The following is a 13135-nucleotide window of genomic DNA, read 5'->3' on the forward strand; positions in this document are numbered from 1 at the left end:
CGGCGAGGACGACATCATGCGCACCGACGACATCTATCATCGCCAGCCCGAAGAGACGAAGTGAGGGGCGCTGGCGGCCGGCGCGCGGAACACGCGTCGCCAGCGCATTTATTTCGTCGGATCAGTCGGGCGGAAGGTGAAGATGCGCCCCGTGCCTTGCTGTGGCGCGGGCGTTTCGCTCGGTTGAGGAGAAGCCGCCTGCGCAGCGGCGGCGGCTGCGTCGCCCTCGCTCCTGTCGCGGAAGTTCCGCCAGCTCACGGGAATGAAGCCGAGATAAATCAGCGTCAGCACGGTCAGCGTTTCGTAGGGGTAGGTGAACAGGAACGCGACGACGCCGATCGCGACGACGAATATCGGCAGCACCCATTCCCGTCCGACGCGCTCGCCGACCAGCTTCCCGGAGTATGTCGGGATCGACGACACCATCATGAACGCGACGAACACCGTGTAGACGAGCACGACCTTCAACGCCCACTGCGTTTTGATGTCGGCTAGGCCGAGCTGGTCGAGATAGACCGGCAGCAGCAGGACAATGGCCGCTGCGGGCGTCGGCATGCCCATGAAGTAGTTCGATTGCCACTTCGGCTTCTCATCGTCGAGCGCCGCATTGAAGCGCGCAAGGCGAAGGGCGGATGCAAGCGCGAAGATCATTACGCAGATCCAACCCGCGCTTTTCAGGTCGCCGAGACCCCAATTGAAAAGCAGAAATGCCGGGGCAACGCCGAAGTTCACAAAATCGGCGAGGCTATCGAGCTCGGCGCCGAAACGGGATGAGGCCTTCAGGAGCCGGGCGATGCGGCCATCGATGCCATCGAGACAGGCGGCGAAAACAATCGCCGCCAGCGCCAGATCGTAACGGCCTTCGATCCCCATGCGGATCGATGTCAGGCCTGCGCACAAACCGAGGAGCGTAAAGAAATTCGGCACCAGCATCCGCACCGGCACGCGCCGGTGACGGAACAGAGACCGGCGCCGTCGCCGGCGCGTTTCGGTCTCGATGAATGGCTCGTCCGCATCCATGGCAGGCTCCTTATGGTCCATGCCTCAAGTTTCAACTGCGGCGCGCGACGACCTCAGGCGTTACGCGCTTCGCGTTCCGGCTCGATCGATTGAAGATCTGCCAAAACCGTCTCGCCTGCAACCGCACGCTGACCAACGCTGACGAGGGCGTTTTTGCCGGGGGGCAGATAAACGTCCACACGCGACCCAAAACGGATCAAACCGAAGCGTTGGCCGGTTCCGAGTGTGTCACCGACCTCGCAAAAGGTCACGATGCGGCGCGCCACAAGTCCTGCGATTTGCACCACGCCGACGTCGCCTTCGGCTGGGGTCTCGATGACGATAAGCCGGCGTTCGTTGTCTTCGCTCGCCTTGTCGAGAGCTGCGTTCAGAAACGCGCCCGGTACGTAGATGGAGCGGACGACGCGGCCTGCGATGGGCGCGCGGTTGATGTGAACGTCGAACACCGAGAGGAATGTCGAAATGCGGGTGCGCGGCTCCGGCCCAAGGCCCATCTCGGCGGGCGGCACGACTTTCTCGATGCCCGAGATCTTGCCGTCGGCGGCGGAGACGACGAGGCCCGGTCTCAACGGTGTGACGCGCGGCGGATCACGGAAGAAGTAGATGACCCATGCCGTGATGCCGGCGCAGATCCATCCGAGCGGCGGATAGAGGAAGAAGAACAGCAACGTTACCGCGGCGGCGATGCCGATGAACTTGTGTCCATCGGGATGCACGGGCGATAGCTGGTCGAAAATCGTATCGAGAATGCCGTGACCTTTGGACACGAATTACCTCCCTCCGAGAATTTCCGCTTCCGATAGCACGCGGGTTACGACAACGGCACTGCGACGAAGCGGAGATCGCCCTTACCGTCCTCGACGCGCAGAAGCACGGCCTTGCGGCCAGCCTTCTTTACCTTTTCGACGCTTTTCGCGACGTCGTCGGGCTCGGAGACGCTGTCCTGCGCCGCTTCGACGATGACGTCACCCGGCTTCAGGCCTTTGCTCGCGGCGGGGCTTTGCGGATCGACCTGCTCGACGACGACGCCTTTGATCTTGTCGTCCAGATTGTACTTCTTGCGAAGGTCGTCGCTCAGAGGCGAGAGCGTCAAACCGATGATGGCCGAGCCCTTGGGATCGGCGTCTTTGCCGAGGTCGTTCTTGAGATCGCTGGCGTTGTCGTCGTCGTCTTCGAGACGGCCGACAGTGACTTGCGCGTTCTGCTTCTGACCTTTGCGAAGAAGCTCGAGGTCGACGGCCTGGCCGACCTCAGCCTGGGCGACCATCTTCGGCAGGCCACGCATCGTCGTCACGTCCTTGCCGTCGAACCGCAAAATGACGTCGCCCGCTTCGAGCCCGGCTTTGGAGGCCGGGCTGCCGGGCGTTACGGCCGCAACGAGCGCGCCTGTGTTTTCGGGCAATCCCAGTGTCTCGGCGATGTCCTCGGTGACGGTCTGGATTTTGACGCCGAGCCAGCCGCGCCGCACTTCGCCGTACTGCTTCAGCTGGTCGATGACTTTCGCGACGGTGTCGGAAGGGACCGCAAAACCGATGCCGATGGATCCGCCGGTCGGCGAGATGATCGCGGTGTTCACGCCGATGACTTCGCCGTTCATGTTGAACAGCGGACCGCCGGAGTTGCCCTTGTTGATCGCCGCGTCGGTCTGCAGATAGTCGTCATAGGGCCCGGAATTGATGTCGCGGCTTTTCGCCGAGATGATGCCGAGCGAAACCGATCCGCCGAGGCCGAACGGGTTGCCGATGGCCATGACCCAATCGCCGACGTCGATGCCGGAGGACGGGCCGAATTTCACGTCCGCAAGCGGCTTCTTCGGCGAGACCTTCAAAAGCGCGAGGTCGGCTTTGGTATCGCGGCCGATGATCTTCTCGACGACGAGCTTCGAGCCGTCATGGAAGTTGATGTCGATCTCCTCGGCACCTTCGATGACATGGTTGTTGGTGACGATCAGGCCTTCCTTGCCGTCGATCACGAAGCCAGAGCCCAGAGACGAGACCTTGCGATCGCCGTGGGGCACGCCGCCGCGTTTGTTGAAGAAGTCATCGAAAAAGTCTTCGAAGGGTGCGCCCTTCGGAACCTTCGGCAGCGGGTTGCCGGCCGGGCCTTTGACGGTTTGAGACGTCGCGATGTTGACGACCGCATCCTCGAGACGCTTGGCGAGGGGAGCGACGGACGTCGGTCCGTTCGTGAAATCTGCCAGAGCGGGTCCCGCCGCAGCTGAGCCCCACAACGCGGCGAAACCAACACTGACAAGAAGCGCCGAACGTTTCTTCATCATTCGCAAAAACTCCAGGGCTGATCGCGTCGTACGCTCGTTCGGCCGGGTGGGCCGGTTCGGCCAGTTCCCGGATTGGCAGGCGTTATTGGCGCAACATCCAAGCGTCAACATGGCAACTTTAGCATACCGTCAAGGCGGGGGGATAAGTTGGTCGTTTCCGCCTTATCCCTTGGATCGTCCCTTGGGTCGTCCCTGGGTTCATCCCCGGGCCAGCCAAACGACAAAAACGCCGAGCGCCACGGCGGCGACGGCGCAGGCCTGGATGCGGCCATTGCTGAAAGTTGAGATTTCTTCAAGGGCCCGCCGCGCCTTTTGAGGCGCGGCGGCCCAGAGAAGGCCCTCGAGGACGAGTGCGACGCCAAGCCCCGCGAGGAGATCGTTCATCGCTGGTCGGCATGGGCCGGCGAGGCCGGCTCCTTGCCGTTGGGGTCCTGGAAGTACCGGAAGAACTGGCTGTCAGGCGTGAGCAGCATACGTGTGTCTTCTGGCTTGATGGCAGCCGTGTAGGCTTGCATCGACCGGTAGAAGCGGAAGAATTCCGGGTCCTGGCCGAAGGCATCCGCGAATATCCGGCTGCGCTCGGCTTCGCCGTCGCCGCGGATTTCATCGGACTTCTGCGTCGCCGTCGCCTTGATGATCGTCACGTCCTTGTCGGCGTTGGCACGAATGCGGTTGCTCTCCGCTTCGCCTTGAGCACGCAGCTCGGTTGCCTCACGAACACGGTCCGCCCGCATCCGGTCATAGACCTTAACGAGGTTTTCCTTCGGAAGGTCGGCGCGCTTGATGCGCACGTCGACGACTTCGAGACCGTAGTCGCGGCCTTCCTTGTTCACCTGCGCGGCGATCTCCTTCATCAGGCTTTCGCGCTTGTCCTTGACGACTTCCTGCAGAGTTGCAGAGCCAAGAACACGACGGATTTCAGATTCGATCAACGGTCCTACGACCTCACGAACGCGATCCTCGTAGCGCACGTTCTGATAGAACTTGAGCTGGTCGGTGATGCGATAGCGGGCGTAAGCGTCGACGATCAATCGTTGCTGATCGGACGCCGTCACTTCCTGCTCGGTCGTATCAAGGTCCAGAATGCGCTTGTCGAACTTTTCGACGGTGTCGATGAACGGCACCTTCCACTTCAGTCCAGGCGTCGTGATGGCCTGCTGCGGATTACCGAAGCGGAGCACCAGTGCCTGCTCGTTCTGGTGCACGATGAAGGCGGAGGCGTAGAGCCCCAGCGCCGCAAGACCTAGAACGGTCAGGATAAAAGCGAAGAACGCTCGCATATTATTTCGCTCCGTCGGGCTGTTGCTGGTCGCGCTTCTGGAGCTGCTCCAGCGGCAGGAACGGGATTACGCCCTGGCCGCCGTTCTTTTGATCGAGAATGATCTTGTCGGCGCCAGACAGAACGCGTTCCTGCATTTCGAGATAGAGCCGTTCGCGTGTGACGTCCGGCGCCTTCTTGTATTCGTCGTAGACTTTCGTGAAGCGGGCAGCCTGACCCGTCGCCTCGGCGATCGTCTGATCGCGGTAGCCTTCGGCGGCGGCAATGATGCGGTCGGCATCGCCGCGGGCACGCGGGGTCACCTGGTCCTGATAAGTCTGGGCCTGCTTGACCAGGGTTTCCTTTTCCTGACCGGCAGCGGCGACTTCGCGGAATGAACTGATGACTTCCTGCGGCGGGTCGACCTCTTTGAGCTGGATCTGATCGATCTTGATGCCAGCACGATAGTAATCGAGCGTCTTCTGCATCAGATTGCGCACGTCTTCCTGTATCTTCTGGCGGCCACCCGTCAGAAGCGGCTGAAGGGCCGACTGACCGACAACTTCACGCATGGCGCTCTCGGCGACCTCACGAACGGTCGTCTCGGGCTGCGCAATGTTGAACATGTATTGCTCGACGCCCGTCTCTCCGGTTGCCGGATCCGATTCAGGGCTGATGCGCCAGAAAACGACGAAACGCGCGTCAACGACGCTGCCGTCGCCCGTCAGCATCAAGCCGCTATCCTGGCCGCCAATAACGCTGCGGCCGGCGCCGACTTCAATCGTACGCTGCTGCGTAACTTTCGGGAGACGAACTTCCTCAATCGGATAAGGCCAGCGGAAATGCAGGCCCGCCGGTTCCCACCGGTCGAACTTGCCGAACCGCATGACGATGCCCTGCTCGTCCGGATTGACGCGGAAGAAGAAGCCGTAGAACGAGACGCCTGCAAGCAGCAGCATCGCGATCAAGAAGAGGAAAGGTTTCGGTACGCCGCCGCCGAAGTTGCCGCTACCGTTGCCGTTGCCGCCGCGCATCACTTGGCGCACGCGATCCTGGCCACGGCGCAGAATTTCATCGAGATCGGGCGGTTCTTTACCACCGCCGCCGCCACCACCGCCGGACGGACCCCAGGGCCCTTGGCCCCACGGGCCACCACCACCGCCCTTGCGGCCGCCATTCCCACCGGGGTTGCCGCCACCGCCTTGACTCGTCCAGGGCATAACTCAGGGCCTCATTGAATTTGAGTTGAAGAGTGAAATCGCGACCCCCGCTTTGGATACGCCGGCAACAGACCGCTGTCGCCGATTGTTAGACATGCACCACAAAGGGTTGAGCCACGTCGTTAAAAGAGATTTCGCGGGAGCTTATAGGGCAGGCCCCGATCGATCGCAAATTCCGCTTTTTTTGGCTAATTCCAATTTGGTGGCTCTGCGCGAGCCTTCAAGTGCGGCGTGGCGCTTCTTACGCCGATGTTTTCAGGCGATCGTAAACGATCAGCGTCGACGAATGGTCGTCGCGAGGGCCATGCGGCAGCGCCTCCTCGCTGACTTTTTGCCATTGGGCGGCGTCGAGCGGCGCGAAATGACGGTCACCGTCAACCACCGCATGAACGCGGGTTAAGTAGATCCGATCTGCGACCGGAAATGCGGCATCGTAGATCGCCGCACCGCCGATAACCATGATCTCTTCGGCGCCGCGCGTCGTCGCGAGGACGCGTCCCAGCGTCAGCGCGTCGCTCACCGTCTCGCACGTCGAGACGCCGGCGACCTCGAATGAGGGGTCTCGCGTGACGACGATGTTATCGCGACCGTCGAGGGGCTTCCCGATCGACTGAAATGTTTTGCGGCCCATGATGATGGGCTTATCCATCGTGAGGCGACGGAAGGTCTTGAGGTCGGATGAGAGCCGCCAGGGCAAGCCACCGTCGCGGCCGATGACGCCGTTCTCAGAGACGGCGACGATAAGTGAAACACGCATCTACCCTACTAACCCCCTCGCGAAGTGAATTGATCAACGCTCACGAATTCTCCCCACACAAATCGAAATTGCGGCGCGTTGCGCAGGATCGCGAATCGCGCTCCGCTTTATTCTCATTCTGTGACTAATGATTGAGCGGACCTTATGAAGAACAATTTGATCGTGATTGCAATGCTTGCGCTTCCTGTGGCCGGGTGCGCTAAATCACCTGATAGCATCTCTCCTGCGTATGTCAGCGAAGTAGGCTATCAGAACTGGAGTTGCGCTCAGCTCAGCGAAGAGGCCGGTCGTCTTTCAACAGCGCTTGCGAGTGCCTCTGTTCAACAGGAAAACGCTCGAACGAATGACACCGTCGGCGTCATTCTTATCGGCCTTCCAGTTTCCAGCCTCTCTGGAGATAATATCGCTCCGGAAATTGCCCGTCTCAAAGGCGAAACCGAAGCCGTGAGGAAAGCATCTATGTTCAAATCGTGTGGATCTCAGAATGCTGCGGCTCGGCCAGCAATCACAACCTCGAGCACGAACTAAACCGCGACTATACCGCTACTGGCGCCTTGATGTGCGGGTGAGGGTCGTAGCGTGTCAGCTCGAAGTCTTCGTATCTGAAGTCGAAGATCGATGAGACGCCGGGATTTATCTTCATCTCAGGGAGCGCGCGCGGCGTGCGCGACAGCTGCAGATCCGTCTGCTCCAGGTGATTGAGATAAAGGTGCGCGTCGCCGAACGTGTGGACGAAATCTCCCGGCTTCAGCCCTGTCACCTGCGCCATCATCATCGTCAGCAGCGCGTAGCTCGCAATGTTGAACGGCACGCCGAGGAACACGTCGGCCGAGCGCTGATAAAGCTGGCAGGAGAGCTTCCCGTCGGTGACATAGAATTGGAAAAGGCAATGGCAGGGCGCCAATGCCATTTTCGAGAGGTCGCCGGGATTCCAAGCCGTCACGATGATGCGGCGCGAATCCGGATTGCGCTTCAGATCGTCGACGACGTTGGCAATCTGATCGATGGTCGCGCCATCAGGGGTTTCCCAGCTTCGCCACTGCTTGCCATAGACCGGACCGAGATTGCCTTCCGCGTCCGCCCATTCGTCCCAGATGCTGACGCCATGTTCCTTCAGATACTGGGTATTCGTCGCGCCTGACAGAAACCACAGCAGCTCGACGATGATCGACTTCAGGTGAAGCTTCTTCGTCGTGACGAGGGGGAAGCCCTCCGACAGGTCGAAGCGCATCTGGTGGCCGAAGACCGAAAGCGTGCCGGTGCCGGTGCGGTCGGTTTTCTTCGCGCCTTCGGTTCTGACGCGGCGCAGCAGGTCGAGGTATTGTTGCATTCGATGAGCACTAATCGATTCTGGCCTGCTGATCGATTCCGGTGGGCATTCGCCTATTTAGCCGAACGATCCCGCGGCCGAGAAAGCCATCAGGAGGATGACCATCGAGTTGTAGGCGCCATGGCAGACGATCGGTGTCAATAGCGATCCGGTGCGCTCGCGAAGCCACGCAAGATAAAGTCCGATCAGCGTTATCGCAGCCAGGCCATAGAGCGAATAATTGGCGTGCAGCAGTGCCCACGTCACCGCGGTGACGACCGCCGCGCCGGTAAATCCCAACGGCGACGGTCTGAGGGCTCCGAAGAGCAAGCCTCGGAAAAGGCATTCCTCGGCGAGCGGCGCTCCGATACCGGCCGCGAGGAGAATGAGCCACCACGTCCGCGACTTCATCATCTCGGTGAAGGGCTGGAGGTCATGCTGCAGTGCGTCCGGATTGAAAACGAAAACGAAGGAGGCGAAGAGCATCGCGAGCGCCATCAGCACAACGATGGAAAGCGCGATCGTCTTGATGCCGCCGGGCGGCATTTCGAAATTCAAAAAGGGCGCGCCCGCAACGCGTCTGCGGCGAGCGTTGGCCAGAAATACAGAAGCGACCGTCACCGCCTGAAAAGCGAAGAGCGATATGGCGACGCGTCCCGTCATGAGCGCTTCGGGTTCGCCGGCCGCGAAGGCGCGAGGTTCCTTGACCTGGCTCCAGACATCGAAGACGGCGGCAGCGCCGTAGCCCGAAGCCGTCGCCAGTACGACGATCGCGACCGCCAGGCAGACGCCGGTCGCCACCCATTTCCAAATCTGAGCTCGACTTTGCACGTGACTTTGCATTCGACGTTGGGGCACTCGATCTTAGGCTCGACCCTGAAGGCAACCCAGGCCTGGGCCCGTGAGCGGGACCTTATCTTGCGACGATACGCTCACTCTATAAATTCTTGGCCGTAGTTCTCCCGCCTGCCGGCGCATCACGTTCAAATCGCGGCGCCGGCTGCCAAAATGGGGGGTCTCGTTCACCAATCGCTCTGTCCAATCGTCGCTCCGCCGATCACAGATTTCTTCGTCGTGGCGAGCACATAGGCGCGGAAACGCTTTTTTTCGAAAGCATTGCACCCTATATTCGTCGTGCTGGCTCTGCCAGCTATGGCGATAAACGCGGTCGTAATAAGCCGATCGGACCCGGGGGCGGTACCCGGCGCCTCCACCATATGCCGCCTTTCCTCGCACATCGGGCGAACAAGGCGGCATCTGCTGGGGGCGAAATAGGATCGACGAAGGCGTAAAGGACTTAGCTTTTGCCCGGCATGATACCACCGTTATCGGGTCATACAGAATAGTTGCCAATGACAACTATGCTGAGGCCGCTCTCGCTGCGTAATGCAGTGCGAATAGCCTGAACTTGAAGCCCTTATCCCTAGCAGGATAAGGCGCGGTCCGGAGGGCACCGGGCAACAGAAGCCCTCCACTTTTACTGCGTCCCTTTAGAATGTCCCTGGCACTCGGACTTGATGGGACGGGACTTGACGGGACGGCAAATCTGATTTCAGAGGTCAGAACGAAGTGTTCGCGAATTGAAGGCTGAGGCATGGCATCGGGGCCGTCCATAGATTACGCAAAGCTACAACAGGAGGCGATGCGAGGCGTTGTGCGCGCGGTACTGCAGCAGGTCGTCAAGACCGGGTTGCCCGACGAGCACCATTTCTACATCTCGTTCCTTACGCAGGCGCAGGGCGTGATCCTGTCGAAGCGGCTCAAGGAAAAATATCCGACCGAAATGACGATCGTGCTCCAGCACCGGTTCTGGGATCTGATCGTTTCGGAGGACCGGTTCGAGGTCAAGCTCACCTTCGACGGCATTCCCGAAAGACTTGTCGTTCCCTTCGCCGCCATCAAAGTCTTCATCGACCCGAGCGTTCGCTACGGGCTGCAGTTCGATGAGGAAGCTAGCGATCGCGAGGCGCCGCCCGCGCCGCGTGCGATCAGCGCCGACGCGACCTATGACGTCGTCGACGTAACGGAAACGCCGCGCACGCAAACTAAAAAGCCGCGCGCGCCGCGCAAGGCCCGCCCCGACAAGGATGCACCGAACGCCGCTCCGGCTTTGGTTGCCGTGAAGTCAGGTCCTTCTTCGGTACCGCCCAATCCGGAACCCGCGTCGCGCGCGGGAGAGGAAGCGGCTAAAGACGGCGACGATAGCGAGGCCGCAACGCAGGCTGCACCTGAAGGCGGCGCCAAGATCCTGAGCCTCGATCAGTTCCGCAAGAAGTAGCGGGAACGCTTCATCGCGAGTGAGAAGGCAGTGAAGCAAACATCGAAAGATCGGTGTTGCAGGAAGCCACTTTGCCGCTGAGCTTATAGTTCTTCAGCCGGGCTCATCCTCGTACTTTCCGTTCGCAGTCGTCTCTGGTTGTGGCCACGAGCCGGGATCGTCCTCCTCGCCACGGCCGACGAGATGTGCCGCCGAACGCCAGGCATGATGCGCGATGCGGTCGAGACGCCGGGCGACGTCGATCCGCGCGAAGGCGTCCGCCGCGGTCAATTTTTCCGGCGCGACAGAGGCAAGCATCCCAGCGCGATAGTCCCGCTGCCGCGCGTCGAGTTCTGCGGCGGCCCCGGCCACGTCAGTGAGCGCCGCGGCGACCTCGGGCGAAACACTCCAGCCGATGGGTTCTGCTCGTGCACTTAGCGCCGTTTCCGATGTGATCGAGCCACCCACTGCCTGTGCCGCGCGCATGGCCTCTCTGCACAGCTCTGCATTGCGTAGGTCATAGGGGGCCTTGGCTAGCTCTCGTTGAAGGCCGCCCTCTGCCAGGACTTCGACAAGGCGCGAGGCGTGTTCGAGTGCGTGCAGTGTGCTTGTCATGCGAAGCCGCTCGTCTTCCGTCTCGGGCGGCTCTTGCAGTTCAGACAAGAAATCCCGCACCTCTTGGAGCGCAGCACCCGACTTCGCAACGTCCGCCTGCGCGACGCTGGCCCTGCCTGAAAGAGCGGCGGAAACCGAGGCGGCGACTGTCGTGAGCACCTGCGCCACGACGCGCCGGGCAGTCTCGACGGCGATCACAGGGCTCGCGAGCGCGCTCGGATCGAGCGCGCGCTGAAGCGCCGTCTGCTTGGAGGGCAGGAGACGCTCGACGACTTGAGTAAACCACTGCGTTGCCGGAAGGAGCACCGCGACGCCCACGACGTTATAGACAGTGTGGTAGGCGGCAAGGAGCGTCATCCCGTCAATCGATGCGGCTAAGGCGTTCATCAATGCCGCCGTGAACGGAAAGGCCACGATTGCGATAAGCGCCGCGATCACCTTGAACAGCACATAAGCGAGGGCGAGGCGCTTCGCCGTCGTGCTGGCGCCAATGGCAGCCAACGCAGAGCTTGTCGCTGTCCCGATATTCTGGCCGATGATCAGCGCCGCGCCCTGTTCCAAGTTCACCGCTCCGGCGTAGAAGGCCGAAATGGTGACTGCGATGGCAGCCGTCGATGATTGCATCACCGCGGTCATGACCAAGCCGATCCCGATCAAAGTCATGAGGCCGGCGAACCCTGAAATCCATCCAACGCCCGGCGCGCCCATGACCGCGGGCAGATCGGACGGATGCAGGACCTCCGCCAAACCGCTCATTCCTTCTTGGAGTGTCGTGAGCCCGTAAAGTACCAGAGCGAAGCCAGCGACAGCGGTGCCCGCCGCCGCAATCCGTCCGCTGCCAAGTAATTTTGCCAGCGCGCCAGCGAAGATCAGCGGCAGCGCGTAAGTTGAGAGCGAAACTCGCACACCGATCAGCGCCACGAGCCAGCCCGTGCCCGTCGTGCCGACGTTGGCGCCGAACACGAGGCCGAGCCCCTGCGGAAATGTAAGAAGGCCGGCGCTGACGAGTCCGATCGTCGTCATCGTCACCGCGCTCGAAGACTGCACGAGCAGCGTGATGACTGCGCCCCAAAAGGCGCCCGACACCGGCGTAGCCGCCGCTTTGCCAAGGACGGTGCGCAAGGCCGATCCCGCCAGCGCCTTCAGACCATCCGTCATGATGGTCATGCCGAGGAGGAACAGCCCAACACCGCCGAGAATGGCAATTGCCGTGGACATGCTCGCCTCGCCTACGCTTCGGTCCGGAGCTCGTCGGAATTAAACCGCCATATAGCCGATAGCCTGGAGTGCTCTACGAAATCAAACGAAGTCCGGAAAGATCGGTTCATTTTCACTTCTGTGACCCTGCAGTCTTGCGGTCCCCTCCTGAAGGCGGCGGAAAGATCCCGCCCTCAACATAGTCGCGCGGGTCGAGCGTCCACGTTCAGATTTGCACCTGCTAGATAGCGATTTCCTTTTTCAGAAGCGCTTCCAGCCAATCGGTAAAGACCTGCAGCCTGCGCGAAAGATGCCGGCGATGCGGATAGACGAGAGTGATCGGCATGGGCGCCGCCCGATGTTCTCGCATCACTTCCACAAGCTCACCTGAAGCGAGATAGTCCTTCACGTCGTAGGCCGGGATTTGAATAAGACCCAGGCCAGCGAGACAGCAGGCGATGTAGCCTTCTGCGCTATTGACCGTCACGCGACGGGCAACCGGGCAAGAACGAACCTCGCCATTCTCTATCCACTCCCAATCATCGACGCGCCCGGTCGACGGCGATGCATAACCCACTGCCCAGTGCTTCTGCAGACTGTCGGGCGAGCGGGGCCTGCCGTGGTCCTTGATGTATGCTCGGCTCGCGACATTGATCAGACGCAGTTCTCCGATCGACCGCGCAATCAAGCCGGAATCTTGGAGGGGGCCGACACGCAGCGCGCAGTCGATATTGTCCTCGACAAGATGGACAGCGCGATCGGTCATGCCGATCTCGAGATCGATGTCACGATAGCGATCGAGAAACTCGGGCAACGCCGGCGCAATGATGATCCGGCCAATGCGGCCCGGCACGTCGACCCGCAATTTTCCCGAGGGAAGCGCGGTGGACTTCAAGAAGAGAGTCTCGGCCTCTTCGACATCCGTGAGCAGGCGCATGCAGCGCTCGTAGAACGCTATACCATCGTGGGTCGGAGAGACCTTCCGCGTCGTGCGGTTGAGCAACCTGGCACCAAGCCGCGTTTCGAGTTCCTGAACGGCTGCGGAGACCGACGATCTCGGCAGAGCAAGCGTCGTCGCGGCGCGGGTGAAGCTCGCGCAATCGACGACGCGCGTAAAGATGCGAAACCGGTCGATGCGGTCCAAAAGCGGCCTCTTCAATTGTTCGCGAATTTTGACATGTCATGCCAGAACGCATGGGTTTATATCGATTTTTTAGACGATAT

General features: G+C 60.9%; 13 protein-coding genes and 1 other RNA gene. 3 read left to right on the forward strand and 11 right to left on the reverse strand.

What is annotated here, in order from left to right; translation table 11 throughout:
• Positions 1-108: 108 nt before the first annotated feature.
• From pssA to K2Q04_RS14140, 7 genes are all read right to left on the reverse strand, one after another.
• Positions 109-1041 carry a CDP-diacylglycerol--serine O-phosphatidyltransferase gene (gene pssA, locus K2Q04_RS14110; protein WP_291164959.1) on the reverse strand — a complete coding sequence of 311 codons (933 nt, stop codon included), beginning with the start codon at positions 1039-1041 and terminating at the stop codon, positions 109-111.
• Positions 1042-1073: 32 nt separating this feature from the next.
• Complete coding sequence (locus K2Q04_RS14115; protein ID WP_291164961.1) at positions 1074-1787, reverse strand: phosphatidylserine decarboxylase; 714 nt, start codon at positions 1785-1787, stop codon at positions 1074-1076.
• Positions 1788-1831: 44 nt separating this feature from the next.
• Complete coding sequence (locus K2Q04_RS14120; RefSeq protein WP_291164963.1) at positions 1832-3298, reverse strand: Do family serine endopeptidase; 1467 nt, start codon at positions 3296-3298, stop codon at positions 1832-1834.
• A gap of 198 nt (positions 3299-3496) precedes the next feature.
• Positions 3497-3682, reverse strand: coding sequence for a DUF2065 domain-containing protein (locus tag K2Q04_RS14125; RefSeq protein ID WP_291164965.1), 186 nt, complete (start codon positions 3680-3682; stop codon positions 3497-3499).
• Positions 3679-4578, reverse strand: coding sequence for a protease modulator HflC (locus K2Q04_RS14130; RefSeq protein WP_291164967.1), 900 nt, complete (start codon positions 4576-4578; stop codon positions 3679-3681). Before K2Q04_RS14130 ends, K2Q04_RS14125 begins: the two co-directional genes overlap by 4 nt.
• Position 4579: 1 nt before the next feature.
• The gene (gene hflK, locus K2Q04_RS14135) at positions 4580-5776 is read right to left on the reverse strand and encodes an FtsH protease activity modulator HflK (protein WP_291164969.1); all 1197 of its coding nucleotides are present in this window, start codon (positions 5774-5776) and stop codon (positions 4580-4582) included.
• Between the two features lie 241 nt (positions 5777-6017).
• Positions 6018-6533 (reverse strand): dihydrofolate reductase, encoded by a 516-nt coding sequence (locus K2Q04_RS14140; RefSeq protein ID WP_291164971.1) that lies wholly within the window; start codon positions 6531-6533, stop codon positions 6018-6020.
• Positions 6534-6677: 144 nt separating this feature from the next.
• On the opposite strand from K2Q04_RS14140, the gene K2Q04_RS14145 reads away from it, so the two are divergent.
• Complete coding sequence (locus K2Q04_RS14145; RefSeq protein ID WP_291164973.1) at positions 6678-7061, forward strand: hypothetical protein; 384 nt, start codon at positions 6678-6680, stop codon at positions 7059-7061.
• A 7-nt stretch (positions 7062-7068) separates the two neighbouring features.
• Here K2Q04_RS14145 and K2Q04_RS14150 read toward each other — a convergent pair whose 3' ends face one another.
• Together K2Q04_RS14150 and K2Q04_RS14155 are read right to left on the reverse strand one after the other, a co-directional pair.
• A complete protein-coding gene (locus K2Q04_RS14150; protein ID WP_291164975.1) occupies positions 7069-7863 on the reverse strand; it encodes a thymidylate synthase in 795 nt (264 codons plus the stop codon).
• Between the two features lie 57 nt (positions 7864-7920).
• Positions 7921-8673 (reverse strand): CPBP family intramembrane metalloprotease, encoded by a 753-nt coding sequence (locus K2Q04_RS14155; RefSeq protein WP_291164977.1) that lies wholly within the window; start codon positions 8671-8673, stop codon positions 7921-7923.
• Between the two features lie 266 nt (positions 8674-8939).
• Here K2Q04_RS14155 and ssrA point away from each other — a divergent pair.
• Positions 8940-9318: a transfer-messenger RNA gene (ssrA, locus tag K2Q04_RS14160) on the forward strand.
• Between the two features lie 118 nt (positions 9319-9436).
• Positions 9437-10120 carry a ClpXP protease specificity-enhancing factor SspB gene (locus K2Q04_RS14165; RefSeq protein WP_291164979.1) on the forward strand — a complete coding sequence of 228 codons (684 nt, stop codon included), beginning with the start codon at positions 9437-9439 and terminating at the stop codon, positions 10118-10120.
• A gap of 93 nt (positions 10121-10213) precedes the next feature.
• Here the strand turns inward: K2Q04_RS14165 and K2Q04_RS14170 are convergent, their stop codons facing one another.
• Positions 10214-11932 (reverse strand): Na/Pi symporter, encoded by a 1719-nt coding sequence (locus tag K2Q04_RS14170; RefSeq protein WP_291164981.1) that lies wholly within the window; start codon positions 11930-11932, stop codon positions 10214-10216.
• A gap of 220 nt (positions 11933-12152) precedes the next feature.
• A complete protein-coding gene (locus K2Q04_RS14175; protein WP_291164983.1) occupies positions 12153-13055 on the reverse strand; it encodes a LysR family transcriptional regulator in 903 nt (300 codons plus the stop codon).
• Positions 13056-13135 lie beyond the last annotated feature (80 nt).

It is taken from the genome of Hyphomicrobium sp., from assembly GCF_019753045.1.
Lineage (GTDB): Bacteria > Pseudomonadota > Alphaproteobacteria > Rhizobiales > Hyphomicrobiaceae > Hyphomicrobium_B.